This is a genomic window from Maritimibacter harenae, from assembly GCF_009882975.1.
Taxonomy (GTDB): Bacteria; Pseudomonadota; Alphaproteobacteria; order Rhodobacterales; family Rhodobacteraceae; genus Maritimibacter; species Maritimibacter harenae.
Genome location: NZ_WTUX01000011.1, coordinates 172,869 through 198,407, shown reverse-complemented (window position 1 = coordinate 198,407; position 25,539 = coordinate 172,869). Strand labels below are relative to the sequence as shown.

At 67.2% G+C, this 25,539-nt stretch carries 28 protein-coding genes; 14 read left to right on the top strand and 14 right to left on the bottom strand.

Translation table 11 applies throughout. The features are described 5' to 3' along the window. Positions 1 to 57 precede the first annotated feature (57 nt). The 4 genes from GQE99_RS07655 (at position 58) to GQE99_RS07640 (ending at position 2,117) form a co-directional block, all read left to right on the top strand. Positions 58 to 219 (top strand): adenylosuccinate lyase, encoded by a 162-nt coding sequence (locus GQE99_RS07655; protein ID WP_161351012.1) that lies wholly within the window; start codon positions 58 to 60, stop codon positions 217 to 219. Positions 220 to 229: 10 nt separating this feature from the next. Then, positions 230 to 382: a hypothetical protein gene (locus tag GQE99_RS07650; RefSeq protein ID WP_161351011.1), complete on the top strand. Its 153-nt coding sequence runs from the start codon at positions 230 to 232 to the stop codon at positions 380 to 382. An 85-nt stretch (positions 383 to 467) separates the two neighbouring features. Beyond that, on the top strand, positions 468 to 1,001 hold the full coding sequence (locus GQE99_RS07645; protein ID WP_161351010.1) for a tetratricopeptide repeat protein: 534 nt from the start codon (positions 468 to 470) through the stop codon (positions 999 to 1,001). Positions 1,002 to 1,103: 102 nt separating this feature from the next. After that, positions 1,104 to 2,117 (top strand): flagellar motor switch protein FliG, encoded by a 1,014-nt coding sequence (locus GQE99_RS07640; RefSeq protein WP_161351501.1) that lies wholly within the window; start codon positions 1,104 to 1,106, stop codon positions 2,115 to 2,117. Positions 2,118 to 2,129: 12 nt separating this feature from the next. Here GQE99_RS07640 and GQE99_RS07635 read toward each other — a convergent pair whose 3' ends face one another. Beyond that, the gene (locus GQE99_RS07635; protein WP_161351009.1) at positions 2,130 to 2,507 is read right to left on the bottom strand and encodes a hypothetical protein; all 378 of its coding nucleotides are present in this window, start codon (positions 2,505 to 2,507) and stop codon (positions 2,130 to 2,132) included. A 141-nt stretch (positions 2,508 to 2,648) separates the two neighbouring features. On the opposite strand from GQE99_RS07635, the gene GQE99_RS07630 reads away from it, so the two are divergent. Next, positions 2,649 to 3,521, top strand: a complete 873-nt coding sequence (locus GQE99_RS07630; RefSeq protein WP_161351008.1) for a DMT family transporter — start codon at positions 2,649 to 2,651, stop codon at positions 3,519 to 3,521. Here GQE99_RS07630 and GQE99_RS07625 read toward each other — a convergent pair. After that, the gene (locus tag GQE99_RS07625) at positions 3,518 to 4,228 is read right to left on the bottom strand and encodes a DUF1223 domain-containing protein (protein ID WP_161351007.1); all 711 of its coding nucleotides are present in this window, start codon (positions 4,226 to 4,228) and stop codon (positions 3,518 to 3,520) included. The two genes, GQE99_RS07630 and GQE99_RS07625, sit on opposite strands and share 4 nt — an antisense overlap. A gap of 234 nt (positions 4,229 to 4,462) precedes the next feature. Here GQE99_RS07625 and acnA point away from each other — a divergent pair, with 234 nt between their 5' ends. After that, a complete protein-coding gene (acnA, locus tag GQE99_RS07620) occupies positions 4,463 to 7,216 on the top strand; it encodes an aconitate hydratase AcnA (RefSeq protein WP_161351006.1) in 2,754 nt (917 codons plus the stop codon). A 68-nt stretch (positions 7,217 to 7,284) separates the two neighbouring features. Here the strand turns inward: acnA and GQE99_RS07615 are convergent, their stop codons facing one another. The 3 genes from GQE99_RS07615 to GQE99_RS07605 all read right to left on the bottom strand — a co-directional run bounded on the left by GQE99_RS07615 (position 7,285) and on the right by GQE99_RS07605 (position 9,373). Then, the gene (locus GQE99_RS07615) at positions 7,285 to 7,971 is read right to left on the bottom strand and encodes a hypothetical protein (RefSeq protein WP_161351005.1); all 687 of its coding nucleotides are present in this window, start codon (positions 7,969 to 7,971) and stop codon (positions 7,285 to 7,287) included. 276 nt (positions 7,972 to 8,247) lie between these two features. Continuing rightward, on the bottom strand, positions 8,248 to 8,874 hold the full coding sequence (locus tag GQE99_RS07610) for a peptidylprolyl isomerase (protein WP_161351004.1): 627 nt from the start codon (positions 8,872 to 8,874) through the stop codon (positions 8,248 to 8,250). Next, positions 8,867 to 9,373 carry a peptidylprolyl isomerase gene (locus GQE99_RS07605; protein WP_161351003.1) on the bottom strand — a complete coding sequence of 169 codons (507 nt, stop codon included), beginning with the start codon at positions 9,371 to 9,373 and terminating at the stop codon, positions 8,867 to 8,869. The genes GQE99_RS07610 and GQE99_RS07605 overlap by 8 nt, the downstream gene beginning before the upstream one ends. Before the next feature lie 147 nt (positions 9,374 to 9,520). Between GQE99_RS07605 and GQE99_RS07600 the strand changes: the two genes are divergently transcribed. The 3 genes from GQE99_RS07600 to GQE99_RS07590 all read left to right on the top strand — a co-directional run bounded on the left by GQE99_RS07600 (position 9,521) and on the right by GQE99_RS07590 (position 12,459). Further along, entirely contained in the window at positions 9,521 to 10,714 is a 1,194-nt protein-coding gene (locus GQE99_RS07600; RefSeq protein ID WP_161351002.1) for a phosphoglycerate kinase, read from the top strand. Between the two features lie 3 nt (positions 10,715 to 10,717). Beyond that, positions 10,718 to 11,476: an SDR family NAD(P)-dependent oxidoreductase gene (locus GQE99_RS07595; RefSeq protein ID WP_161351001.1), complete on the top strand. Its 759-nt coding sequence runs from the start codon at positions 10,718 to 10,720 to the stop codon at positions 11,474 to 11,476. Positions 11,477 to 11,568: 92 nt separating this feature from the next. After that, the gene (locus tag GQE99_RS07590; RefSeq protein ID WP_161351000.1) at positions 11,569 to 12,459 is read left to right on the top strand and encodes a fructose bisphosphate aldolase; all 891 of its coding nucleotides are present in this window, start codon (positions 11,569 to 11,571) and stop codon (positions 12,457 to 12,459) included. A 22-nt stretch (positions 12,460 to 12,481) separates the two neighbouring features. On the opposite strand, the gene GQE99_RS07585 is transcribed toward GQE99_RS07590, so the two are convergent. Next, a complete protein-coding gene (locus GQE99_RS07585) occupies positions 12,482 to 14,629 on the bottom strand; it encodes a malate synthase G (RefSeq protein ID WP_161350999.1) in 2,148 nt (715 codons plus the stop codon). 176 nt (positions 14,630 to 14,805) lie between these two features. Beyond that, positions 14,806 to 14,997, bottom strand: a complete 192-nt coding sequence (locus GQE99_RS07580; RefSeq protein ID WP_161350998.1) for a hypothetical protein — start codon at positions 14,995 to 14,997, stop codon at positions 14,806 to 14,808. Between the two features lie 115 nt (positions 14,998 to 15,112). On the opposite strand from GQE99_RS07580, the gene pepN reads away from it, so the two are divergent. Next, positions 15,113 to 17,668, top strand: a complete 2,556-nt coding sequence (gene pepN, locus GQE99_RS07575) for an aminopeptidase N (RefSeq protein WP_161350997.1) — start codon at positions 15,113 to 15,115, stop codon at positions 17,666 to 17,668. Beyond that, positions 17,665 to 18,381 carry a gamma-glutamylcyclotransferase gene (locus GQE99_RS07570; protein ID WP_161350996.1) on the top strand — a complete coding sequence of 239 codons (717 nt, stop codon included), beginning with the start codon at positions 17,665 to 17,667 and terminating at the stop codon, positions 18,379 to 18,381. The genes pepN and GQE99_RS07570 overlap by 4 nt, the downstream gene beginning before the upstream one ends. Before the next feature lie 6 nt (positions 18,382 to 18,387). Here the strand turns inward: GQE99_RS07570 and GQE99_RS07565 are convergent, their stop codons facing one another. Continuing rightward, positions 18,388 to 19,224: a cation transporter gene (locus GQE99_RS07565; RefSeq protein ID WP_161350995.1), complete on the bottom strand. Its 837-nt coding sequence runs from the start codon at positions 19,222 to 19,224 to the stop codon at positions 18,388 to 18,390. A 122-nt stretch (positions 19,225 to 19,346) separates the two neighbouring features. Next, the gene (locus GQE99_RS07560; protein ID WP_161350994.1) at positions 19,347 to 19,952 is read right to left on the bottom strand and encodes a transglycosylase SLT domain-containing protein; all 606 of its coding nucleotides are present in this window, start codon (positions 19,950 to 19,952) and stop codon (positions 19,347 to 19,349) included. A 171-nt stretch (positions 19,953 to 20,123) separates the two neighbouring features. Between GQE99_RS07560 and gatB the strand changes: the two genes are divergently transcribed. Further along, on the top strand, positions 20,124 to 21,638 hold the full coding sequence (gatB, locus tag GQE99_RS07555; protein ID WP_161350993.1) for an Asp-tRNA(Asn)/Glu-tRNA(Gln) amidotransferase subunit GatB: 1,515 nt from the start codon (positions 20,124 to 20,126) through the stop codon (positions 21,636 to 21,638). Positions 21,639 to 21,735: 97 nt separating this feature from the next. On the opposite strand, the gene GQE99_RS07550 is transcribed toward gatB, so the two are convergent. The 4 genes from GQE99_RS07550 to GQE99_RS07535 form a co-directional block, all read right to left on the bottom strand. Then, complete coding sequence (locus GQE99_RS07550) at positions 21,736 to 22,173, bottom strand: hypothetical protein (protein ID WP_161350992.1); 438 nt, start codon at positions 22,171 to 22,173, stop codon at positions 21,736 to 21,738. After that, entirely contained in the window at positions 22,170 to 22,832 is a 663-nt protein-coding gene (locus GQE99_RS07545) for a SatD family protein (protein ID WP_202530614.1), read from the bottom strand. Before GQE99_RS07545 ends, GQE99_RS07550 begins: the two co-directional genes overlap by 4 nt. 72 nt (positions 22,833 to 22,904) lie before the next feature. After that, a complete protein-coding gene (locus GQE99_RS07540) occupies positions 22,905 to 23,423 on the bottom strand; it encodes a cell wall hydrolase (RefSeq protein WP_161350991.1) in 519 nt (172 codons plus the stop codon). A gap of 110 nt (positions 23,424 to 23,533) precedes the next feature. Further along, positions 23,534 to 23,863, bottom strand: a complete 330-nt coding sequence (locus tag GQE99_RS07535; RefSeq protein WP_161350990.1) for a zinc ribbon domain-containing protein YjdM — start codon at positions 23,861 to 23,863, stop codon at positions 23,534 to 23,536. Positions 23,864 to 24,089: 226 nt separating this feature from the next. On the opposite strand from GQE99_RS07535, the gene GQE99_RS07530 reads away from it, so the two are divergent. Next, a complete protein-coding gene (locus GQE99_RS07530) occupies positions 24,090 to 24,563 on the top strand; it encodes a thioesterase family protein (RefSeq protein ID WP_161350989.1) in 474 nt (157 codons plus the stop codon). Between the two features lie 97 nt (positions 24,564 to 24,660). Next, complete coding sequence (locus tag GQE99_RS21515) at positions 24,661 to 25,257, top strand: DUF4177 domain-containing protein (RefSeq protein WP_235917156.1); 597 nt, start codon at positions 24,661 to 24,663, stop codon at positions 25,255 to 25,257. Here the strand turns inward: GQE99_RS21515 and GQE99_RS07520 are convergent, their stop codons facing one another. Further along, positions 25,258 to 25,515 (bottom strand): BolA family protein, encoded by a 258-nt coding sequence (locus GQE99_RS07520; RefSeq protein ID WP_161350988.1) that lies wholly within the window; start codon positions 25,513 to 25,515, stop codon positions 25,258 to 25,260. Positions 25,516 to 25,539 lie beyond the last annotated feature (24 nt).

The following is a 25,539-nucleotide window of genomic DNA, read 5'->3' as shown; positions in this document are numbered from 1 at the left end:
TGAACGACAGGCGGGCGAAATCGTGCTAACCTCTTCTGAGCCAACAGGAGAGTTCCGATGAGAGCAAAGACCCTTTTCGCCGCCGCCTTCATGGCCCTTCTGCCGGTCACCGGCTTCGCCATGTGTTCCGGCCACACCCAGGAAACCGCCGCCACCTGCATGGACGGCTACACCTGGGATGGTGAGTCGGGCACCTGCGTCGAAATCACCACGGGCTGATCCGGTGCCGATGAAAGCGGCCCTCGCGGCCGCCGTGCTTGCCCTCCTGCCCGCGCTCGGCGCGGCGCAGGACTCACGCTCCTGCGAAGAGGCGCATGCCAATTGCGCCGAGGGCACCGTCTACGATGCCGAGACCAAGGCCTGCGTGGTGGTGTCGAGCTGACAGCCCCTGACGGCAACGTGACCCGTCGCCTCCTCCGATCCTGCTAATCTCGTTCATGACGGGATCACCAGGACTGGAGGTTACCATGCGCACATTACTCATCGCCGCCGCAGCCACCCTGCCCGGGATGGCCTTCGCCGTCGGCTCGGGCAGCGACAGCACGCCCACCACCACCGAAACCACGACCGAATGCGAAGAGGGCATGGTCTGGGACGCGGATGCCGGCAAATGCGTGGCGCCCAAGGAAAGCTCGCTTACCGATGACGCGCTCTACGAAGCCGCGCGCGAACTGGCCTATGCCGGGCGCTACGACGACACGCTGCGGGTGCTCGCGGCCATGTCGGACCCGATGGACGACCGGGTGCTGACCTACAAGGGCTTCGTGCATCGCAACTTGGGCGACAAGGCGCTGGCGGAGGAATACTACCGCGCCGCGCTGGAACGGAACCCGGACAACCTGCTCGCCCGCTCCTACATGGGCCAGGGCTACGTCACCGAGGGCCGCGTGGACGAAGCCTATGCCCAGCTTCTCGAGATCCGCGAACGCGGTGGCGAAGGCAGCTGGCCGGAGGTCGCCCTGCGCGACGCGATCATGACGGGCACGACCACCCGCTACTGATCGGGAAACGCATTCTTAACGTCCCGCACGCATGATGCCCCACGGCGGAATCGTGGGACGAGGTGCTTCGTGGAGACGGACTTGGCGCTGGCCGGGCTCGATATGCCGGCCGGCCGCGAACGGACCCTGACGAAACGGCAGAAGGCGGCGGTGATCGTGCGCCTTCTGCTGGCCGAGGGGATTCAGCTCAAGCTGTCGGACCTGCCCGAAGCGCTTCAGACCGAGCTGGCCCACCAGATGTCCACGATGCGCTTCATCGACCGCGAGACATTGAAAACCGTGGTCGACGAATTCGTCGACGAGATCGAAAGCGTGGGCCTGTCCTTCCCCGGCGGGCTGGAGGGCGCGCTCACGGTACTCGACGGCACCATCAGCCCGGCCACGGTCGCGCGCATCCGGAAGGCCAAGGGAATCAACTTCACGGGCGACCCGTGGGAGACGATCGCGGGCATCGACCCTGCCCGCCTGCTGCCGCTGCTCGAGGAGGAGAGCATCGAGGTGGGGGCCGTGGTCCTGTCCAAGCTCAAGGTGTCGACCGCGGCGGAACTCCTGGGCAAGTTGCCGGGGCCGCGCGCGCGCAAGCTCGCCTATGCCATATCGCTCACCGGCGGGATCGAGCCGGAGGTGGTGGAACGCATCGGGCGCGCGGTGGCCGAACAGCTCGACGCGCAGCCCGCGCGCGCCTTCGCCGACGCCCCCGTCGAACGGGTCGGCGCGATCCTCAATTTCTCGCCCGCCGCGACCCGCGACGACGTGCTCGTGGGTCTCGACGAGGAGGACAAGGTCTTTGCCGAGGAAGTGCGCAAGGCGATCTTCACCTTCGCCAACATCCCCGAACGGCTCGACCCGCGCGACGTGCCCAAGGTCACGCGCGACGTGGAGCAGGCGCAGCTTGTCACCGCGCTTGCGGGCGCGACCGGCCCCCTCGCCCCGACGGCCGAGTTCATCCTCGGCGCCATGTCCAAACGCATGGCCGACCAGCTGCGCGAAGAGATGAGCGCGCTGGGACAGGTCAGACCGAAAGACGCGGAAGCCGCGATGAGCGCGGTCGTGCAGGCGATCCGAACGCTCGAGGAATCCGGCGAGGTCGTGCTGCTTGCGGGTGACGACGACTGAGCGCGGTGCGGATCAGGGGCAGCGGTAGCTGTATTCCCACTGCGGCTCGATCACCTCGCGCCCGGTCAGGATATGGCAGCTGCGCCCGGTCGAACGCAGATGGGCCATCGCGGCAGCCCGGTAGGCGGGCTCTTCCGGGTCGAGATCGCCGGAGAGGCCCAGCGTGGCCCCCTCGATCGCGGCCGCGCCCGCGACATCACCAAGGCTCGGCGTGATCATGATGAGCCCCGCGTCGGGTCGGTCGAACACGCGCCAGACCTTGCCGTCCGACACCACGTTGACCGGCGGCACGTCGCGGTAGGTCTCCATCGCGTAGTCGAACCCTTCGCCGCAGCCCGTGAGCGCAAGGCCCGCGGCCAGCGCCACCGCCGTCATTCCCTTGAAATGCATGCCTGATCCTCCCGTCCCGGCCCTGTGTCTGCCAAGCTTCGCCCGCCCTCGGCCTGCGCGCCTTGATGCCGGTCAATGCGCCGGGCGAGAAAATCCAAAGGCCGAATTGCCAATCCGAAGACCCGCTCCTATGGTCGCGCGATGGCCACCGTGACCCCCCCGATCCAAGCGCCCGGCAAGGGCATCCTGCTCTACATGACGGGCATTTTCTGCATGGCGACCATGGACTTGCTGGCCAAGACGCTGGCGCAGGAGGTCCATGTCAGCCAGGCGATCTGGGCGCGCTACGCGGGGCAGACGGTGATCGTCGCGCTGTGGTTCCTGCCCAACCTGCGCACGGTCGCGAAGACACGCTACCCGGGGATGCAGTTCGCGCGGTCCATGTCGCTCCTTCTCGGGACCTCGATGTTCTTCACCTCGCTCACCTTCCTCGGGCTGGCCGAGGCGACCGCGATCATGGACATCAACCCGGTCTTCATCACGCTGGGCGCCGCGCTCTTCCTGGGCGAACGCTTCGGGCCGCGCCGTGCCTTCGGCGTGATCGCCGCGCTGATCGGGGCGCTCATCATCATCCGGCCGGGGAGCGAGGTGTTCTCGCCCTTCGCCTTCCTTCCGATGATCGCGGCCTGCGGGTATGCCACCTTCATCCTGCTCACGCGCAAGGTGGGCCATGACGAGGATCCGCGCACGTCCCTGCTCTACGCCGCCCTCCTGGGCGCCGTCGTGACCAGCGTGATCGTGCCGTTCTTCTGGGTGCCGCCCAGCCCGAAAGCGATGCTCCTGATGGTCGCCATCGGCGGCTTCGGCGCCCTGGGGCAGCTCTTCCTGATCCAGGCGGTGCGCTTCGCCGAAGCCTCGGCCATCGCGCCGTTCTCCTACGTCGGGCTATTGATCGCGGCGTTCTGGGGGGCGGTGGTGTTCGGCGAGTTCCCGGACCTCGCCACCTGGATCGGCGGCGCGATCATCGTCGCCTCCGGCATCTACATCTGGCACCGGGAGCGCGTCACGGCCTAGTCGATCCGGTAGGCCGCGAGCACCCGGCCCGGCCCCGGCTCCTGCAGGATCAGAGCCATCGGCCCGTCACCGCTCACCGGTTGGTCGAGCTCGAGCGTACCGGTGCCGTCCCACTCGGCCAGCCGTTCCCAGGCGGTCACGATGTTGGTGTAGGTGATCGTCTCGCCCGCGTTCTCGCCGTGCTTGATGTCGACCACCTCGCGCGTGTTGAAGCGCACCATGTCCACGTTGATGCGCGACGGCAGGTTGTCGTCATCGTCCGTGACGCAGGTGATCCGGAGCATGCCGTCGACGATCTCGGCCTCGACCTCCACGTCTGGCAGACGCGCCTCGTGGGCCTTCATGTAGTCGGCCACGCGCATCGGCTTGTAGCCCACCACGTGATCGACCCCGCCCACGACCATCTGCGGCGTGTAGATGGTCGAAGCGCCCGCCACGTGGGCATAGGCCTTCTGGCGCGCCGTGTGTTCGGGGCGGGCGAACTTGTCCTCCCAGCCGATGTAGTCCCAGTAATCGACATGCAGCGCCAGGGGCAGCACGTCGTCGCGCGTCGAAAGCTCGGCCAGGAGCGCGTCGGCAGGGGGGCAGGACGAACAGCCTTGAGAGGTGAACAGCTCGATCAGGACGAGGGGTTTCTCGCCGGCCTGTGCCGCCCCGCCCGCCAGCGTTGCGACCGCCACCAGCGCGGCTCTGATCCAAGCGTTCATCGGTTGATCCTCGTCTGTCCGTATCCCGGGTGATAGCCGACCCCCCTCTCACCCGCCAATCAAGGTTTTGAGAGAGTCCTGCAACGTGTCCCCCGTGCCATGAGCGATGTCGGAAGGCGCGATGCAAAAATGTGTGCAATCGTATACCGAAAATGCGCCTCCGCTCTTGAACCGGATCGCGATCCGTTGCATTTGCAGGGCAACCGACCTTTACGTCCAGCAAAGGAGCCAGACATGCCCATCGAAGTCGGCAAGGACACGTCCAAGACCCGCAAGACACTTTCCGCCGGCGGCGCCTCCGTCGCCTATTATTCGATCCCGGCCGCCGAACAGGCCGGCCTGGGCACGTTCTCGAAGCTCCCCGCCTCGCTCAAGGTGGTGCTCGAGAACATGCTGCGCTTCGAGGATGGCGGCCGCACCGTTTCCGTCGACGACATCAAGGCGTTCTCGGAATGGGCCGACAACGGCGGCCAGAACCCGCGCGAAATCGCCTACCGCCCGGCCCGCGTTCTGATGCAGGACTTCACCGGCGTTCCCGCCGTGGTCGACCTCGCCGCCATGCGTGACGGCATCAAGGCGCTCGGCGGCGACGCCAAGAAGATCAACCCGCTCGTGCCCGTCGACCTGGTCATCGACCACTCGGTGATGATCGACGAGTTCGGCAACCCGCGCGCGTTCCAGATGAACGTCGACCGCGAATACGAGCGCAACATGGAGCGCTACCAGTTCCTCAAGTGGGGCCAGACCGCGTTCGAGAACTTCCGCGTGGTCCCGCCGGGCACCGGCATCTGCCACCAGGTGAACCTCGAGTACCTCGGTCAGACCGTCTGGACCGACAAGGACCAGAACGGTGAAGAGGTGGCCTACCCCGACACGCTCGTGGGCACCGACAGCCACACCACCATGATCAACGGCGCGGCCATCCTGGGCTGGGGCGTGGGCGGCATAGAGGCCGAGGCCGCCATGCTGGGTCAGCCGATCTCGATGCTCATCCCCGAAGTCGTGGGCTTCAAGCTCACCGGCAAGATGACGGAAGGCACCACCGGCACCGACCTGGTGCTCAAGGTCGTCGAGATGCTGCGCCAGCACGGCGTGGTCGGCAAGTTCGTCGAGTTCTACGGCGACGGGCTGGACAACCTGCCGCTCGCGCAGCGCGCCACCATCGCCAACATGGCCCCGGAATACGGCGCCACCTGCGGCTTCTTCCCGATCGACGACGAAACCCTGCGCTATCTCGAGCAGACCGGCCGCGACAAGGATCGCATCGCGCTGGTCGAAGCCTATGCCAAGGAGAACGGGTTCTGGCGCGACGCGGATTACGATCCGGTCTACACCTCGACTCTCGAGCTCGACATGTCGACCATCGTCCCGGCCATCTCCGGCCCGAAGCGGCCGCAGGACTACGTGGCCCTCGACCTCGCCGCCCCTGCCTTTGAACGCGTGGTGGACGAATACCGCGGCCATCAGGACGAAAGCGCCGCCTCCGACCGCATGCTCGACGAAGCGCCCGCGCCGGACGTGATCGTGGACAACCGCAAATCCGCCAAGGTCGAGGGCGAAGACTACGAGCTGCGCGACGGCTCGGTGGTGATCGCCTCGATCACCTCCTGCACCAACACCTCGAACCCCTACGTGATGATCGGCGCCGGCCTCGTCGCCCGCAAGGCGCGCGAACTCGGCCTGACCCGCAAGCCCTGGGTCAAGACCTCGCTCGCCCCCGGCTCGCAGGTCGTGACCGAGTATCTCGAAGGCGCGAACCTGCAGGACGATCTCGACGCGATCGGCTTCGACCTCGTCGGCTACGGCTGCACCACCTGCATCGGCAACTCGGGACCGCTTCAGCCGGAAATCTCGAAAGCGATCAACGACAACGACCTGATCGCCGTGTCCGTGCTCTCGGGCAACCGCAACTTCGAGGGCCGGATTTCGCCGGACGTGCGCGCCAACTACCTGGCCTCCCCGCCGCTCGTCGTGGCCTATGCGCTTTCGGGCGACATGAACATCGACATGGCCAACGACCCGATCGCGCAGACGCCGGACGGCAAGGATGTCTACCTCAAGGACATCTGGCCCACCGACGCCGAGATCGCGGAACTGGTCGAGAAGGTCGTCACCCGCGAGGCGTTCCAGTCCAAGTACGCCGACGTCTTCAAGGGCGACGAGAAGTGGCAGGCGGTCGAAGTGTCGGGCGGCGAAACCTACGACTGGCCCCCGCAGTCGACCTACATCCAGAACCCGCCCTACTTCCAGGGCATGTCCAAGGACGCCGGCACGATCAGCGACATAGAGGACGCGGGCATCCTGGCGATCCTGGGCGACATGATCACCACCGACCACATCTCGCCGGCGGGTTCGTTCAAGGCCGACACCCCGGCGGGCAAGTACCTGACCGAGCGCCAGGTCGCGCCGCGTGACTTCAACAGCTACGGCTCGCGCCGCGGCAACCACGAGGTCATGATGCGCGGCACCTTCGCCAACATCCGCATCAAGAACGAGATGCTGGACGGCGTCGAAGGCGGCTACACCAAGGGCCCGGATGGCGAACAGACCTCGATCTACGACGCCTCGATGGCCTACCAGGAGGAAGGCAAGCCGCTCGTCGTCTTCGGCGGCGAACAGTACGGCGCGGGGTCCTCGCGCGACTGGGCGGCGAAAGGCACGAACCTGCTGGGCGTGAAGGCGGTCATCGCCGAAAGCTTCGAGCGTATCCACCGTTCGAACCTGGTCGGCATGGGCGTCATCCCGTTCGAGTTCACCGGCGGCGACACGCGCAAGTCGCTTGGCCTGACCGGCGAAGAGAGCGTCACGATCAAGGGGCTCGCGGACCTGACACCGCTTCAGGACGTGACCGCGCAGATCACCTATGCCGACGGCACGACGAAGGACATCACGCTCAAGTGCCGGATCGATACGGCGGTCGAGATCGACTACGTCAAGAACGGCGGCGTGCTGCACTACGTGCTGCGCAACCTCGCCAAGAGCGCGTAAGCCTCTGACACAAATGAAAAAGCCCCGGGTTCGCGCCCGGGGCTTTTTTCATGTCTGCCGTGCAGCGATCAGGTGATCGCGCGCAGCGCGATATCGTCGGGGGTCAGACCCGCGTCGCCCTCGAGCTCGGCCACCGGCGCGCCGTCGAGCGTCACCTCGGTCACGTCGGCCTCCGCATCGTAGAACACCCCAAGCTCCGGCACGTGCATCTCGCCCGTCTGCGGGTCGACGGTCGCCACGTATTCGATCTCGAGCGCTTCCTGCGTGCGGTCGAAGTCGTCGATCCGGGCCGGATCGGCGGCCGGGTCGGTCACGTCGTAGACGGTGATCTCGGCGGGTTGCGCCATGTCCTCGTCTTCGTCGTCGTGGAAGATGTTCTCATCGTCGTCTTCGTCGAAGAACTCCATCTCGCCTCCAATCGCGTGCTCCGGCTCCGCGGCGGGACGTCCGGCCAGCGCGTCCGCATCGTCATCCCCGGCCTGTGCGCCCTGCTCTTCCTGCGCGCGTTCCGCGTCGCGCAGCGCGATCAGGCTCTCCGACTCGTCTTCGAGGAAATGCGCGAGCGTGGACTGGAACGCGGCGGTCAGGTCCGCGGGCACCTCTTCGGCCTCGGCCGGCACGTGGTGGGCCACCTGCTGGTCCCCCTCGTCGTCTTCGTCGCCTGCACCGAACAAGTTGCCGACATCGAAAAGCCCGGACACGCCGGCCACGAAGGCCGTCCCGAGCGCGTAGAATATGACGTCACCCATTTCCATCGGTTCGTCCCCTGTCTCAACTTCTTACACAATCAGCGACAATCGGGCGATTTTTGTGATGATTCAGGGGTCATTCTCAGCGGAAATCGGGCAATCTTGAGGAAACGCTTTGTTGACGCGGCCCGAAAGCGCATCATCCTGCCTTTCTTGGGGAGGATGGAAATGCACGCATCTGCAAGGAGTTTCGCCGTTCCGGTGTTCGAAAGCCTGCTGTTCATGGCTTTCATACTGGTGCTGGCGGGAAGCTGACGGCCCGCACGCGGCGGGCCGCCGGGATCACTCGATCACGTCGACGTTCGTCATGACATCGGGCTGGCCGGTGACGGCGCCGTTCGGCCCCTCGCCGCGCTTGATGTCCATGACCACGTCCATGCCCTCGATGACGCGCCCCACGACGGTGTAACCGCCGTCGAGATGGGGGGCTTCGTCGAACATGATGAAGAACTGCGAATTGGCGCTGTCGGGATCGGCCGAGCGCGCCATGCCCACCGTGCCGCGCACGAAGGGCTCTTCGGAGAACTCCGCCGGCAGGTCCGGGTAGTCCGACCCGCCGGTGCCCGCCCGGCGCATGTCGCCGCCTTCGAGACCATAGGCCACGTCGCCGGTCTGGGCCATGAAGCCGTCGATCACGCGATGAAAGACCACGCCGTCATAGGCGCCCTCCTCGGCGAGCGTCGTGATACGTTCGACGTGCTGCGGCGCGAGGTTCTCGAACAGCTCGATCACGATCTTGCCCTGCGCCTCGCCATCCACCGTGATCTCGATCTGCGGCCCGCCGGCTTCGCCGGGGGCATCGTTGACCACCTGCGGGGTCGAGCCGGGCACGGTCGCGAAGTAGTACCACGCGACCAGCCCGACACCGGCCAGGAAGATGATCCAGGCCGCGAGGACCGACTTACGCATCGGCGGCGACCTTCACGGTGATCATCTTGTCCGGGTTCGCCGGCGGCTCGCCCCGGGTGATGGCATCGACGTGTTCCATGCCCCCGATCACCTGGCCGTAGACGGTATACTGGCCGTTGAGGAAATCGTTGTCCTTGAAGTTGATGAAGAACTGGCTGTTGGCGCTGTTCGGGTTCATCGAGCGGGCCGCCCCCAGCGTGCCGCGCGCGTGCGGCACCTTCGAGAACTCGGCCGGCAGGTCCGGCAGGTCCGAGCCGCCCGTGCCGGCGCGGCGGATGTTGCCGCCGCCGTCGAGGTTGCCGTGCTCCACGTCGCCGGTCTGGGCCATGAAGCCCTCGATCACGCGGTGGAAGACGACGCCGTCGTACTTGCCGGCGCGCGCCAGCTCCTTCATCCGCTCGACGTGCTTGGGCGCCACGTCGGGCAGCAGCTCGATGGTGACGGTGCCATCCTTGAGTTCCATCAGGATGGTGTTTTCGGGGTCCTTGATCTCGGCCATCGGGCGCTCCTTGTCTGGATTTCATGGGAAATTATGCTTCTCGCGCGGTGGCTGCAAGGCATGAACGCCTACGACCTTGGGCGGTAGTTCTTCATTGAAATCCCTCACGCAAGCGTGTTTGTGGAAGGAACGGACAAGGAGGACCAGATGAGCTGGAAGACACTCGACGACATGGATCTGAACGGCAAAACGGTTCTTGTCCGCGTGGATATCAACGTGCCGCTCGACGACGAGGGCAACGTGACCGACACCACGCGCATCGACCGGATCGTGCCGACGGTGCGCGATATCCTCGACAAGGGCGGCAAACCGGTGCTCATGGCGCACTTCGGCCGCCCCAAGGGCCAGGTGGTCCCCGAGATGTCGCTGAAACCCCTCGTCCCGGCGCTTGAGAAGGCGATCGGCGCGCCGGTGAAGTTCGCCGAGAAATGCATCGGCGGCCCGGCCAAGGTCGCGGTCTCCAAGCTCGAGGCCGGCGAGGTGCTGCTGCTCGAGAACACCCGCTTCCATGCCGAGGAGACGGAAAACGACCAGGGCTTCGCCGCGTCTCTTGCCGCCCTGGGCGAGGTCTACGTGAACGACGCCTTCTCGGCCTCGCACCGCGCGCATGCCTCGACCGAAGGGGTCGCGCGGATCATGGACAATTGCGCGGGCCGGCTGATGGAGGCCGAGCTTACCGCCCTCGAGGCCGCACTCTCCAACCCGGTGCGCCCCGTGGTCGCCGTCGTGGGCGGGGCCAAGGTGTCGACCAAGCTCGACCTGCTGGGCAACCTCGTGGAGAAGGTCGACACGCTGGTGATCGGCGGTGGCATGGCCAACACCTTCCTCGCGGCGCAGGGCAAGGACGTGGGCAAGTCGCTGTGCGAACACGACATGGCCGACACGGCGCGCGAGATCATGGACAAGGCCCGCGAAACCGGGTGCGTCATCCTGCTGCCCACCGACGTCGTGGTGGCGCGCGAGTTCAAGGCGGGCGCGGAGAGCGAAACGGTTTCGGTCGACGCCTGCCCCGCCGACGCAATGATCCTCGACGCCGGACCCGACACGGTCGCGGCGATCTCCAAGGCGTTCGAGGGCGCGGCGACCCTGATCTGGAACGGCCCCCTGGGCGCCTTCGAGATCGAGCCCTTCGACGCCGCCACCAACGCCGCCGCGCAAAAGGCGGGCGAGCTGTCGCGGGCGGGCGCGCTCACATCGGTCGCGGGCGGCGGCGACACCGTCGCGGCGCTGAACAAGGCGGGCGTGGCCGACGACTTCACCTACATCTCGACGGCGGGCGGCGCCTTCCTCGAATGGATGGAAGGCAAGACGCTGCCGGGCGTCGCGGCGCTGGAAAGCTGACGGTTGGCCTGGGCGCTCATCACCGGCGCCTCCTCGGGCCTGGGCATCGAGTTCGCCCGGCTCGCGGCAGCGGACGGCCATGACCTGGTGATTTCGGCGCGCAGCACCGACCGGCTGGACACGCTGGCCGCCGAGATGCCCACTCAGACCGTGGTGATCCCCGCCGACCTGTCGCAACCCGGTGCCGCGGACAGGCTGTGGGAGTCCGCGAACGACGGGCGGCGCATCGAGATCCTCGTCAACAACGCAGGGCTGGGCATCCACGGCAACCTTGGCCGCGCTCCCGAGCTGGAACGCGGCACGCTGTCGGTGAACGTGGTGGCGGCGACCGAGCTCATGCAGCGCGCCCTGGCCGATTTCCGGGATCACGGCACGCGGGGCAGGATTCTCAACGTCGCTTCGCTCGCCGCGTTTATGCCCGCGCCCACGATGGGGCTCTACCACGCCAGCAAATCCTACCTGCTGTCGCTGTCCGAAGCCGTGCATCACGAGGCGAAGGCGGCCGGGATCACGGTCACCGCGCTCTGCCCCGGCCCCACGCGCACCGGGTTCTTCGATGCCGCCGGGCTGGGCAACAGCGGAGTCGCGCGCCTGATGCCGCTCCAGAGCGCCCCGCAGGTCGCCCGTGCCGGCTGGCGCGGGATGATGGCAGGCAAGCGCACCGTGATCCCGGGACTTGCCACCAAGGCGCTGGCCGTGTCGACCCGCGTCGCCCCGCGCGGGGTGATGGCGCGCGTCAACAAGCGTTTCTGGAACAGCTGATCCGTCGCTTCCGTTAGCGCGACCAGAATTGCACCCCGGGCCACGACCTTCTAGCAAGGGGCAAACTCCATTTCCGAACGAGGGACTCCCAGATGGCCGACGCGAAGCAACTGGAACAAATGAAAAGCGGCAAGGGCTTCATCGCCGCGTTGGACCAGTCGGGCGGCTCGACCCCGAAGGCCCTGCGGCTCTACGGGATCGAGGAAGACGCCTACGGGTCCGAGGACGAGATGTTCGACCTGATCCACGAAATGCGCTCGCGCATCGCGACCGCCCCGGCCTTCACCGGTGAAAAGGTGATCGGCGCGATCCTGTTCGAAAAGACGATGGAGCGCGAGATCGAGGGCAAGCCGGCGGCGAAATTCCTGTGGGAAGAGCGCGGCGTGGTCCCCTTCCTCAAGGTCGACAAGGGGCTCGAGTCCGAGCATGACGGCGTGCAGCTCATGAAGCCGATGCCCGACCTCGACGCGCTGCTCGACCGCGCGGTGGAGCACGGCATCTTCGGCACCAAGATGCGCTCGGTCGTCTCGGCGGCGAACGCGGAAGGCATCCAGGCGATCGTCGAGCAGCAGTTCGCGGTGGGTCGCCAGATCCTCGCCAAGGGGCTGGTCCCGATCCTCGAGCCCGAGGTCACGATCTCGATCGACGACAAGGCGCAGGCCGAGGACATGCTTCTGAACGAGATCATCCACCACCTCGACACGCTCGAGGAAGGCCAGGAGGTCATGCTGAAGCTCACCCTGCCCACGCTGGCCAACCTCTATGCCCCGCTCATCGCGCATCCGCGCGTGATCCGGGTGGTGGCGCTGTCGGGCGGCTATTCGCGCGACGAGGCCAACGCCCTGCTCGCCAAGAACGAAGGGATGATCGCATCGTTCTCGCGCGCCCTGACCGAGGGGCTGTCGGCCCAGCAGTCGGACGATGAATTCAACACGACCATCGCCAAGGCGATCGACGACATCTACGCGGCCTCGATCACCTGAGGCCGCGCAGCGCGCGAAGGCGTCATCCCGAAAGGGACGCCTTCAGCTCAAGCCGCCGGCGGTGAAGCACCGGCTCGGTATAGCCCGAGGGTTGCACCCGGCCCTTGAACACCAGGTCACAGGCCGCCTGGAAGGCGATCCCGTCGAAGCCGGGCGCCATCGGGCGGTAGGTCGGGTCGTCCGCGTTCTGGCGGTCGACCACCTCGGCCATCTTGCGCATCGCCGCCATCACCTCGCCCTCGCTCACCACGCCGTGGTGCAGCCAGTTGGCCAGCGCCTGGGAGGAGATGCGGCAGGTTGCGCGGTCCTCCATCAGGCCCACGTCGTGGATGTCGGGCACCTTGGAGCACCCCACGCCCTGGTCGATCCAGCGCACCACGTAGCCCAGGATGCCCTGGGCGTTGTTCTCGATCTCCTCTCGGATCTCCTCGTCCGACCAGTTGGTGCCCTCGGCCACCGGGATGGTCAGCAGATCGTCCAGCGTGCCGCGCGGCCCGCCCTTCGCGATCTCGTCCTGCACGGCGGCCACGCTGACCCTGTGGTAATGCGTGGCATGGAGCGTCGCGGCGGTGGGCGACGGGACCCAGGCGCAGTTGGCACCCGCTTCGGGATGGCCGATCTTGGCTTCGAGCATCGCCTCCATCCGGTCGGGCATGGCCCACATGCCCTTGCCGATCTGCGCCCGGCCCTTGAGCCCGCAGGCCAGCCCGATGTCGACGTTGCGGTCCTCGTAGGCCGCGATCCAGGCGGTGTTCTTCATCTCGCCCTTGCGGATCATCGGGCCGGCTTCCATCGAGGTGTGGATCTCGTCGCCCGTGCGGTCGAGGAAACCGGTATTGATGAACGCCACGCGGTGCTTGGCCGCGCGGATGCATTCCTTGAGGTTCACGGACGTGCGCCGCTCCTCGTCCATGATGCCGAGCTTCACGGTGTATTGCGGCAGGCCCAGCGCGGCCTCGACCCGGGTGAAGAGCTCGTCGGCGAAGGCGACCTCGTCGGGCCCGTGCATCTTGGGTTTCACCACATAGACGCTGCCGGCGGCCGAGTTGGCGCGCCGGTCGCGGTCGTGCATCGCGGCGAGCGTGGTCATCATGGCGTCCATGATGCCTTCGAATATCTCGTCGCCGTTCGCATCGAGGATCGCCGGGTTGGTCATCAGGTGGCCCACGTTGCGCACCAGCATGAGCGCGCGCCCCTTGAGCGTCAGCGTGCCGCCGTTAGGCGTCGTGTAGCGCGCATCGGGGTTCAGAACGCGGGTGAAGGTCTTGCCGCCCTTGGTGACCTCCTCGACCAGCGTGCCGTTCATCAGGCCCAGCCAGTTGTCGTAGGCCAGCGTCTTGTCCTCGGCATCGACGCAGGCGACCGAATCCTCGCAATCCATGATCGCGGACATGGCGCTTTCGAGCCGGACGTCCGAGATGCCGGCCGGGTCCTGCCTGCCCACCTCGGTGTCGGGATCGACGATGATCTCGATATGCAGACCGTTGACCTGCAACACCACGCGCAGCGGGTCCGTCGCATGGCCCACGAACTGCGCCGGATCGGCAAGCCCCGTCTCCCCCATCGGGCCGTCGACCATCAGCACGCCATCCTTGATCGACAGAGCGCTCACATCGGCCCAGGAGCCGCCGGCGAGCGGCGCGACCGCGTCGAGATGCGCCTTGGCCCAGGCGATGACGCGCGCGCCGCGTTCGGGGTCATACCCCTTGGCCGTGGGCGTGTCGCCCAGCGCGTCCGTTCCGTAGAGCGCGTCGTAGAGCGACCCCCAGCGCGCGTTCGCCGCGTTCAGCGCGTAGCGCGCGTTGGTGATCGGCACCACGAGCTGCGGCCCGGCGATCGTCGCGATCTCGGGATCCACGTTCGACGTGTCGATGGTGAAATCCTCGCCCTCGGGGCGCAGGTAGCCCAAGTCCTCGAGGAAGGCGCGGTAGGCGGCGGGATCGAACGGCTTGTCCTTGTGGGACACATGCCAGGCGTCGATCTTGCCCTGGATCGTCTCGCGGGTTTCAAGCAGCGCGCGGTTCTTCGGCGTCAGATCGGCCACGATCGCCGCGAAACCTTTCCAGAAGGCGTCCGCCTCCACGCCGGTGCCGGGCAAGGCCCGCTCTTCCACGAATTGCACGATTTCCGGCGCGATCTTCAGGCCGTAATGTTCCACCCGCCGTGTCATGGCGCCTCCTGCTTGTCTGTTCGGGGTCGGGCCGCGGCCCGGTTTCCACCCATAGGAAAAAAGTTTCCTATAGGCAACAAGCGGCTGGCGCCATGACGGGAAATGTCCCCACCCCGGCGGGGGATGGATGGGGGATGCCGCCGGGACGGGGCCGCCGTCATGCGGCGGACTCGGTGTTATTCGACCGGAAGCCCGGTGGCGTCGGACGGCGCCGCCTCGGGCGCTTCGGGCGTGTCGCTGCGTTCGATCGAGACGTACATGATCGTGGCGCCCATGATCAGCCCGGCGCCCATCGAAAGCCCGATCCCCAGAAGCGAGGGGGCATGGCGACGCTGTTCACGTTCGAGCGATGTGTCGGGGGCACTCATTGGTACTACCTCCTAATCGTTACCTTTCCCACGGAGCCACCGGTTGTGACCCGTTTGTTGGGGGTCTAACGTCACGCGAGACATGCCAGTTCAAATTCTCCCGAAAAGGTGAGCCATGAAAGACGCGAGCCCGCAGCCGATCTACCTGTCCGACTACACGCCGCCCGAATACCTCGTGGACCAGGTGGAGCTGACCTTCCGCCTTGCGCCCTCGGCGACGCGGGTGATCTCGAAAATCCGATTCCGGCCGAACCCCGAGGCCGTATCCAAGCGGTTTTTCCTGCACGGCGAAGGACTTGCGACGATCTCTTCAACCATCGACGGCGCGCCCGTGACGCCCCGCGAGGTCGAGGGCGGGATCGAGGTGGATGCGCCCGACGCCCCGTTCACATGGGAGGCCGAGGTCGAGATCGACCCCAAGGCGAACACCGCGCTCGAAGGGCTCTACATGTCGAACGGCATGTATTGCACCCAGTGCGAGGCCGAAGGTTTCCGCAAGATCACCTGGTATCCCGACCGCCCCGACGTGATGGCGCCCTTCACGGTGCGCATCGAAGGCGACGAGCCGGTGATGCTGTCGAATGGCAACCCGACCGCATCCGGTGACGGCTGGCGCGAATGGACCGATCCCTGGCCCAAGCCCGCCTACCTCTTCGCACTGGTCGCGGGCGACCTGGTCGCGCGCGAGGACAGCTTCACCACCATGTCGGGCAAGCATGTCGACCTGCGGCTCTGGGTGCGCCCCGGCGACGAGGGCAAGACCGCCTTCGGCATGGAGGCGCTCAAGAAGTCGATGAAATGGGACGAAGAGGTCTACGGGCGCGAATACGACCTCGACATCTTCCAGATCGTCGCCGTCTCCGACTTCAACATGGGCGCGATGGAGAACAAGGGGCTGAACATCTTCAACACCTCCGCGGTGCTGTGTTCGCCCGAAACCTCGACCGACGCGAACTTCGAGCGGATCGAGGCGATCATCGCGCACGAGTATTTCCACAACTGGACCGGCAACCGCATCACCTGCCGTGACTGGTTCCAGCTGTCGCTGAAAGAGGGGCTGACGGTGTTCCGCGACCAGCAGTTCTCGGCCGACATGCGCTCGCCCTCCGTGTGCCGCATCTCGGACGTGCTGTCCTTGCGCGGCCGCCAGTTCCGCGAGGACAACGGGCCGCTCGCCCACCAGGTGCAGCCCGACAGCTTCGTCGAGATCAACAACTTCTACACCGCCACGATCTATGAAAAGGGCGCCGAGGTGATCCGGATGCTCAAGACGCTCGTCGGCGATGACGGCTACCGCAAGGCGCTCGACCTCTATTTCGAGCGTCACGACGGGCAGGCCTGCACCATCGACGACTGGCTGAAGGTGTTCGAGGACGCGACGGGGCGCGACCTGTCCCAGTTCCGCCGCTGGTACAAGCAGGCGGGCACCCCGCGCCTCAAGGTCACGGAGACCTGGGACGACGGCACCTACCAGCTGACCTTCACCCAGACGACGCCGCCCACACCGGGACAGGCCGTGAAGGAGCCGCAGGTGATCCCCATCGCCGTGGGCCTTCTGGGCCCCAACGGCGACGAGGTGCGTGAAACGCAGGTGCTCGAGATGACCGAAGGCACCCAGACCTTCACCTTCGAGGGGCTGTCGGCCCGCCCCGTCCCGTCGATCCTGCGCGGTTTCTCCGCCCCCGTGATCGTGGAGCGGGAGACCACCCCGGACGAGCGCGCCTTCCTGCTTGCCCACGACACCGACGAGTTCAACCGGTGGGAGGCCGGGCGCTCGCTCGCCAAGGAAGTGCTCACCGGCATGATCACCGGCGGAGACGCGCCGCAGGCGGCCTATCTCGACGCGCTGGCCACGATGCTGCGCGACGACAGCGCCGACCCGGCCTTCCGCGCGCTCGCGCTCCAGATGCCCGGCGAGGACGACATCGCGCAGACGCTCTTCGATGCCGGCATGACACCGGACCCGGACGCCATCCACGAAGCCTGCGAAACCCTGAAGCAGGCGCGCGCGGAATACTTGCAGGACCTCCTGCCCCGCCTCTCGGCGGACATGACCGTGTCCGAGCCGTTCGAGCCGAACGCCGAACAGGCCGGCAAGCGCGCGCTGGGGCTTCAGCTTCTCAAGCTCGCCACCCGCCTCGACGGCGGCAAGGCGGCGCAGGCGCAGTACGAGGCGGCCGACAACATGACCCATTCGCTGGGGGCGCTGGCCTGTCTCCTGGATGCCGGCAAGGCCGACGCGGCGCTGGCCGAGTTCCGCGAGCGCTGGAAGAACGACGCGCTGGTGATGGACAAGTGGTTCATGCTCCAGGTCAGCCACGCCGCCCCGGCCGAGGCCGCCGCCACGGTCGAGCGCCTGACGAAGGATCCCGCCTTCACCATGAAGAACCCGAACCGCTTCCGCTCGGTCTTCGGGGCCTTCGCGGGCAACCCGGCGGGCTTTCACCAGAAGGACGGCTCGGGCTACGCGCTGCTGGCCGACTGGCTGATCCGGCTCGACCCGATCAACCCGCAGATCACCGCGCGCATGTCGGGGGCCTTCGAGACGTGGAAGCGCTACGACGCCGACCGGCAGGACCTGATCGCCGGAGAACTCGACCGCATCCTCGCCACTCCCGGCCTCAGCCGCGACACGGCTGAGATGGTGGGGCGCATCCGGGGGGCCGAATGAGCGACCCCTTCCGCCACCATCCGGGCCTCAGGGACCAGATCAGGCCGGCGGAAGAGTCGTTCTTTCGGCACATGGACCTGGCCGAGATCGACGCGCACATGGTCGCGAACGGTCATCCGGCCGACTGGCGCACGCCCGACGCGGACCGCGAGGCCACCCGGCACCGCGCGCTCGACGGGCACACGGAGGACGACATCTGGGTCTTCGCCTACGGCTCGCTCATGTGGGACCCGGCGATGATCTTCGAAGAGGTCCGCCGCGCCCATGCCCCGGCCTTCGCCCGCAACTTCTGCATGTGGGACGACGGCGGACGCGGGTCGCGCGAGCGGCCCGGTCTGATGCTCGCCATCGACCACGGTGCGGGCTGCAACGGGCTCGCCTTCCGCATCGCGCGCGACCGGATCGAGGAAGAGACCTTCGTCCTCTTCCGGCGCGAGATGATCGCGGAGGGCTACATCCCCACCTGGGCCATGTTCGCGACGGATCACGGGCCCGTCGAGGCGCTCACCTTCCGCGCCGACCCGGAGGCCGAGTCGATCGTGCGTGACATGCCCATCGACGAACAGGCCGCGATGATCGCCGTGGCCGAGGGAATGCTGGGCACGAATTTCGCCTATCTCGAGGACATGCGCCGCCACCTCGCCCTGCTCGACGTGACCGACCCTTACGTCGACGACCTCTACGACCGCGTGACGGCCCTGCGCGACGGCTGACCGGGCTCAGACCGTCTTCAGGTCGGCGCGCGCGTCCCGGATGATCGACCAGGACGAGTGCAGGAACAGCCCGGCGATCCCGAAGGCCACGATCAGGTCCGGCCAGGCGCTGCCCAGCCATGCCACGAGGCCCGCGGCCACCACCACGGCCGCGTTGCCGATCGCGTCGTTGCGCGAGAAAAGCCACACGGCGCGCATGTTCGCGTCCCCCTTGCGAAACGGCATGAGCGGCAGGACCGCCAACACGTTGACCACGAGCGCGACAAGGCCCAGGAGCCCCATGAGCCCCGCGTCCGGCGGCGCCTGCGTGAACATCCGCCAGAGCGTCGTGGCGAAGACGCCAAGGCCCAGAAGGCCCAGGAAGATGCCCTGGATCAGGGCGGAGCGCGCCCGCCAGGCCAGGCTCCACCCGATGGCCAGGAGCCCGAGGAAGGTGATGAGGCCATCCCCGATGAAATCGAGCGCATCGGCCTTGACCGCCTGCGACCCGGCGATGAAGCCGCCGACCATCTCGACCACCCCGTAGCCCACGTTCAGGAGCACCACGATCCAGAGCGCGCGGCGGTAGGCCGGGTCCTGGTACGCTGCGCCCTGCCCCTCGTCGCCGGCTTCGAACCGCGCGAAGCCGTAGCCCGTCGTCGCCACCGCACGCTCGATGTCCGGCAGCCGCTCTTCCGGCACGGTGAGGGTCATGATGTGCGTCGCGGCCGAGACCTTCACGGCCTCCGGTGCGATCCCGGTCGTCCGTGCCGCGCGCTCGATCTGCGCGGCGTCCTTGGCGCAATCCATGCCGGAGACGCGGTAACGGACGTTTGGGGGCCGTGGGGTCTGAAGCGGTGCCATGAACGAGGTCTAGCGCCGATCGCGCGCGTGGCCAATCCGAACGTGGCCGCATTCGCGGCGCCCATGCAAAAGGGCGCTTCCCCGGCCGGGAAAGCGCCCTTTCTGCTCGATCGTGCCGAAGATCAGCCCTGGCAGTAGCTCTGCTGCTTGGTCCAGGTGATCATGTCCTCGCGCTTCGTGCGGCTGTGGAACGGACCCCAGTCGGCGGCCACGCCGCGCATGTTCTGGCTGACCACCCCGTCGCGTGCCACGGTGCGGTTCATGATCCGCACGGCACAGGACAGGTTCGCGTTGCCGTCCTTGAGCGCTTCGCCCGAGCGTGCGTCGCAGCCATAGGCGCGCGCGGTCGCCGGCGCGATCTGCACCAGCCCGAACCACAGGCCGCCACCGCCCACCGCGGTCTGGCGCCAGGTGCTTTCGTGCTTGGCCAGCGTCGAGATCAGCCCGGTCCAGAACGCCTTGCGCCCGTCGAGATCGGCGGTGCGGTATCCCGGGCACCAGGTGTCGATATCGCCGGGGATGATCGCGGTGAGGTTGCGGCCGTGGCTGTCGAGCGAGGTCATCACGGTCTCGGTCCACGCGGCCCCGTGCGGCGTGTGATCCCAGCGCATCGTCAGGTCCTGCGTCGCGTCGCTCTTCGACGAGAACACCTCGTCGAAATTCACCTCGCCGCAGCCCGAAAGACCAAGCGCCACGAGCCCGCCCAGCACAAGCTGTTTCAGTCCCATGTTCCTACCACTCTTCGTTTCCGTCGCGGCGATGAACGCGATTCCCGCCTTCAAGACAACGTGCGGGGGCCGGCCTTGCACGGATTCGGCCAATTCCCGCCGAAAACCGGCCCTTGCCCCCGTTTTGGCCCTGTCCTAGAAGGCTTTCGACCCGCAGCCCAGAGGACGATCATGCTCGACCATCTTGCCTTCGAAGCCCCGAAACCCAGCCGGATCTCCGGTGCGAAAGAGGACTGGGAGCTGGTCATCGGCATGGAGGTCCATGCCCAGGTCTCCTCGAAGGCCAAGCTCTTCTCCGGCGCCTCGACCCAGTTCGGAGCCGAACCCAACGCCAACGTCGCCTTCGTGGACGCGGCCATGCCGGGCATGCTGCCGGTGATCAACGAGTTCTGCGTCGAGCAGGCCGTGCGCACGGGCCTGGGCCTCAAGGCGGACATCAACCTCTTCTCCGCCTTCGACCGGAAGAACTACTTCTACCCGGACCAGCCGTCGGGCTACCAGATCTCGCAGCTCTACCACCCCATCGTGGGCGAAGGCGAAATCATCGTCGACATGGCGCCCGGTGTCGCGCGCCGCGTGCGGATCGAACGCATCCACCTCGAACAGGACGCGGGCAAGTCGATCCACGACATGGACCCGAACATGTCCTTCGTGGACCTCAACCGCGCCGGCGTCGCACTGATGGAAATCGTCTCGCGCCCCGACATCCGCGGCCCCGAGGAAGCCGCGGCTTACGTCACCAAGCTGCGCCAGATCCTGCGCTACCTCGGCACCTGCGACGGCAACATGCAGAACGGGAACCTGCGCGCCGACGTCAACGTGTCCGTCTGCCGCCCGGGCCAGTACGAGAAATACGTCGAAACCCAGGATTTCAGCCACCTCGGCACGCGCTGCGAGATCAAGAACATGAACTCCATGCGCTTCATCCAGGCGGCGATCGACTTCGAAGCCCGCCGCCAGATCGCCATCCTCGAGGACGGCGGCGAGGTCGAGCAGGAAACCCGCCTCTACGACCCGGACAAGAACGAGACCCGCTCGATGCGCTCCAAGGAAGAGGCGCACGACTACCGCTACTTCCCCTGCCCCGACCTCCTGCCGCTCGAGATCGAGCAGGCCTGGGTCGACGACATCGCGGCCGCGCTCCCGGAACTCCCCGACGAGAAGAAGGCGCGCTTCGTGAAGGACTTCGGCCTGTCCGAATACGACGCGGGCGTGCTGACCGCCGACTGGGTCAACGCCGACTACTTCGAGAAGGTCGCGGAGGGGCGTGACGGCAAGATGGCCGCGAACTGGGTCATCAACGAACTCTTCGGTCGCCTCAAGAAGGACGACCGCGACATCACCGAAAGCCCGGTCTCGCCCGAACAGCTGGGCGCCATCGTTGGCCTGATCCAGAAGGGCGACATTTCCGGCAAGATCGCCAAGGACCTGTTCGAGATCGTCTACACCGAGGGCGGCGACCCGGCGCAGATCGTCGAGGATCGCGGCATGAAGCAGGTCACCGACACCGGCGCCATCGAGGCGGCGGTGGACGAGGTGATCGCGGCCAACCCGGCGCAGGTCGAGAAGGCCCAACAGAACCCCAAGCTCGCGGGCTGGTTCGTGGGCCAGGTGATGAAGGCCACGGGCGGCAAGGCCAACCCGAAGGCGGTGAACGAGATCGTGTCGGCCAAGCTGGGCCTCTGACCCCCGACCCCCTTCTCTGTTTCGAAAATACCTCGGGAGGTCCGGAGGGCAGCGCCCTCCGGACGCGCCACCGGCGCGTGCCCGCCGCCCGTCCGGTTCAGCCGCCGGTCATACCGCCCAACGCGGTGGTGAGCATCTCGCGCAGCCCGATCCCGAACCGCGCGTCGTAGCCCAGCCAGGCCACCGCCACGAGGATGGTCCAGAGCAGGCTGCACAGGGAGCCCACGAGGAAGTATTCCGCGAAGGTCTTGTCGTTGAGTTCCTTGAACCGCGACACGGACTTGAGCGCGATCACCGCGGCCAGCACCTCCCAGCTCTGGATCAGCACGCCCACGGCCAGGATCAGCCGCTCGAGCGAGCCGATGACGCGGCCCGCGCGCGCCGTGTTCTCCCCGTCCTCGGCGACGCCCGCCACCGCCGCCTTGGGCTTCAACCCGGTCGCCCTGAGAAGCCACCGGCAGGCGACGTTGCCGCCGCCGGTCAGCAGGACCAGCGCGACAAGGCTGTAGCCCGCGCCGTGCAGCACATCGGTCATGCGCCGCCCTCCGCGTCGATCCCGGCCAGCGCCGCCTCGACGGCGGCCCATTGCATCGCGTAGGCGTCGTAATCGCCCGCGCTGCGCACCTTGTAGACCGAGTGCCGCGTGACCCCGCGCCGTGCAGCGATCTCGTCCACGCCCTGCCCCTCGATCAGGTCCGCGATGTCCGCACGCTGCCGGTCGGTCCAGCCACGCTCGATCACGGACAGCCCGGCGCCGATCGCGTTCAGCAGCCGCTCGGTCATCGGCGCCTCGAACAGGGTGAAGCGATAGGTCAGGCCGTGGGCCTTCTCCTCCAGCGTCTCGCGCGCCCGCGCAAGCCCCGGGCCCATCATGTTCCAGGCCCGCTCCGGGTTCACCGGGGTATTGAGCGCCGCCTGCCCGATCACGAAACGGCAATCGATCCCCTCGGCCAGAAGCCCGAGGCGCAGTCGGCGCGCCAGCCGCGCGGTGTCCTCCAGCGTGGCGACGAGCCCCTGGAACTCGTCGCCGAGCGTGATGGTCAGGGGCGAGACGATCACGTCCGCATGCCGCCGGTTCTCTTGCGCGACAGCGCGGTTGAAGGCGTCATGCAATGCCTCGGGCGCCGGCGCCCGTTCGCTGCGCACCAGGTCGCCCATCAGAACGCCGTATGTCGTATCGAAGTGACCCGTCATCGGGTGTATTGTTCCATGTAACCGTTTTCGGGTCAATTTCAAAAATGACCCACTTCAGGGTCACATCACCGCTCAGCCCCGCGTCAGCCCCTCGACCGCCGGAAGCGGCGTGGGCTGGGTCACCCGCGCAGGGTCGCGTTTCTCGTAGAAGGCGTTGCCCCCGGCGGAGGCCACGTAGTGCATGTTGTTGTAGCCCGCCCGGTAGTAGAGCGCATGGAAGAAGCGGGCGTTGGCGACGTGGGGATGACGCTCCCCGGCCAGGACCGCGGCCGCGGCCTCGGAGACCCGGGAGCGCGAGCGCCGCTCGCTCATGTCCTTGGACATCACCCCCGGCGCGAACTGCCCGCGCTGGCCCACGACGCCGCAGACCGTGTCGGGAAAATCGTCCGACGCGACCCGGTTCATCACCACGCTGCCCACCGCGACCATGCCGTCCCGGCTCGACCGGTTCGACTCGAAATACATCGCGCGCGCCATGCAGTCGTGATCGGAGGTGCTGAAGGTGGTGGTCCGTGTCCGGCTGCTGCAGCCTGAAAGCCCCGCCACCGAAACGGCCAGAAGCGCCACCATGCCCCAACGCATCACTCGCATCGCTCGTCCCTTTCACTGTCCTGCACCGAGGGTAGCCACAGCGCGCCCGGGCCATCAAGCCCGCCGCTGCACCGTCCGGGGTGCAGGCCCCGCCGTGAGCGGACCTCCTCCTACCCGGAGACCTTCTTCACGAACTGGCTCTTCAGCCCCATCTGCCCGATCCCGGGCACCTTGCAGTCGATGTCGTGGTCGCCTTCGACCAGGCGGATGCCGCGCACCTTCGTGCCCACCTTGACCACGGAGGACGTACCCCGGACCTTCAGGTCCTTGATGACCGTCACGGTGTCGCCGTCGCTCAGGATGTTGCCCACGGCATCGCGCACCCGCGCCTCGGCCTGCGGCGTCCACTCGTGTCCGCATTCGGGGCAGACGAGCAGCGCGTCCATCTCGTAGGTGAAGGTCGAGGCACAGTCGGGGCACGCAGGCAAGGTCCGGGTCATGGCGTGTTCCTTACGCCCGCCGCGCCCCCGGCGCCAGCCGCCCGAACGCCGCACCCCTTCTTCGTTTGAGAAATACCTCGGGAGGTCCGGAGGGCAGCGCCCTCCGGACGCGCCGCAGGCGCGTGCCCGCCGCGACGGCCCGGCGCAGCCGGGGCGGCGCAACACCCGCCCCTTCCCTTGGGCGCCCCCCTCGCCTAGCTTGCGCGAAAACCAGACGGAGGGACGCATGGGAACGCCGCATATCTCGGAGATCAAGACGATCAAGCCGGAGTGGATCGACTACAACGGCCATCTCAACATGGCCTACTACAACGTGCTGTTCGACACGGCGGCGGACGATTTCTACCCGGACATCGGTTTCGGCGCAGAGTACCTGCAGGAGCGCGGCTTCACGACCTACACGGCCGAGTTCCACATCTGCTACCTGCGCGAGCTGCACCTCGACGCGAAGGTCCGGGTGCATTCCTGGCTGCTCGACTACGACGAGAAGCGGTTCCACACCTTCCAGGAGATCCACCACGAGGACGGCTGGATCGCCGCCACCGGCGAGGCGCTGGGGCTGCACGTGGACATGTCCGGCCCCAAGGTCGCGCCCATGCCCGCCGACGTGCAGGCCAAGCTCGCGGCCTTCCACGAGCGTCACAAGCCCGACACCTGGCCAGAGCGTGCCGGACGGCGGATCGGCATCACCCGGCGCTGAGGCACCGGCGCGCGCGACACCGCCGATGGGCGGGGCACCCGCTTGGACTTTGGTGTCGCGAATCTGCTAAGGGCCAACGGTCAGATGGAGAGACCCCATGCAACGGTACGAATACCGGGCGGTTCCCGCCCCCAAGAAGGGCAAGAAGGCCAAGGGCGTGCGCGGCGCCGAAGCCCGGTTCGCCCATGCGCTCACGGACTGCATGAACGACATGGCGGCCGAGGGCTGGGAATACCTGCGCACCGACACGCTGCCGTCCGAGGAACGCACGGGGCTCACCGGGCGCACCACGGTGTTCCAAAACATGCTCGTCTTCCGCCGTGAAGTGACCGGCGACGCGGTCGTGCACCCCTCGAGCCTGGGCGCGCAGGTCGAGGCGCTGACCGAGGAGAGCTTCCCGCGCCTGCCCTCGGCGACCGAGGCGCAGGTCGTGACCGAGTCCGAGGACCGGCCCGCCTTCCCCGACGTGTCCGAGCCGGACGCAACGCACGCCCGCCTGATCGACCGTGTCGAGAGCAAGGTCGAGAGCAGCACCGCCGAGGACACGCCGGAAGAAGCGCCCGAGGCGGAAGAGCCGGCCCCGGAGACGGAGGACCGCGCGGCCGCCGCAGGCACCTCGTCGGAGGATGCGTCCGACGACGAGAGCCAGGGGGAGGACGACGAAGACCGCGACAGCCGGACGACCGTCGCCTGATCAGCCCTGCACGTCGAGCGCGAGCGCGTGGATCTTGCCCATGAGCGCGGGACCCAGCGCGGCGTGCACCGCCCGGTGGCGCGCCACCCGCGACTGGCCGGCGAAGGCGTCTGCCACGATACGCACGCGGAAATGGCTTTCACCGGACCCGTCGTCGCCCGCGTGGCCCGCGTGACGGTGGCTCTCGTTGATCACCTCCAGTTCGCGCGGCGCGAAGGCCGTCTCGAGCGCGGTGCGGATCTCGTCTTCCCGGGCCATCGGGTCTCCTTTCCCCGCCCCGGC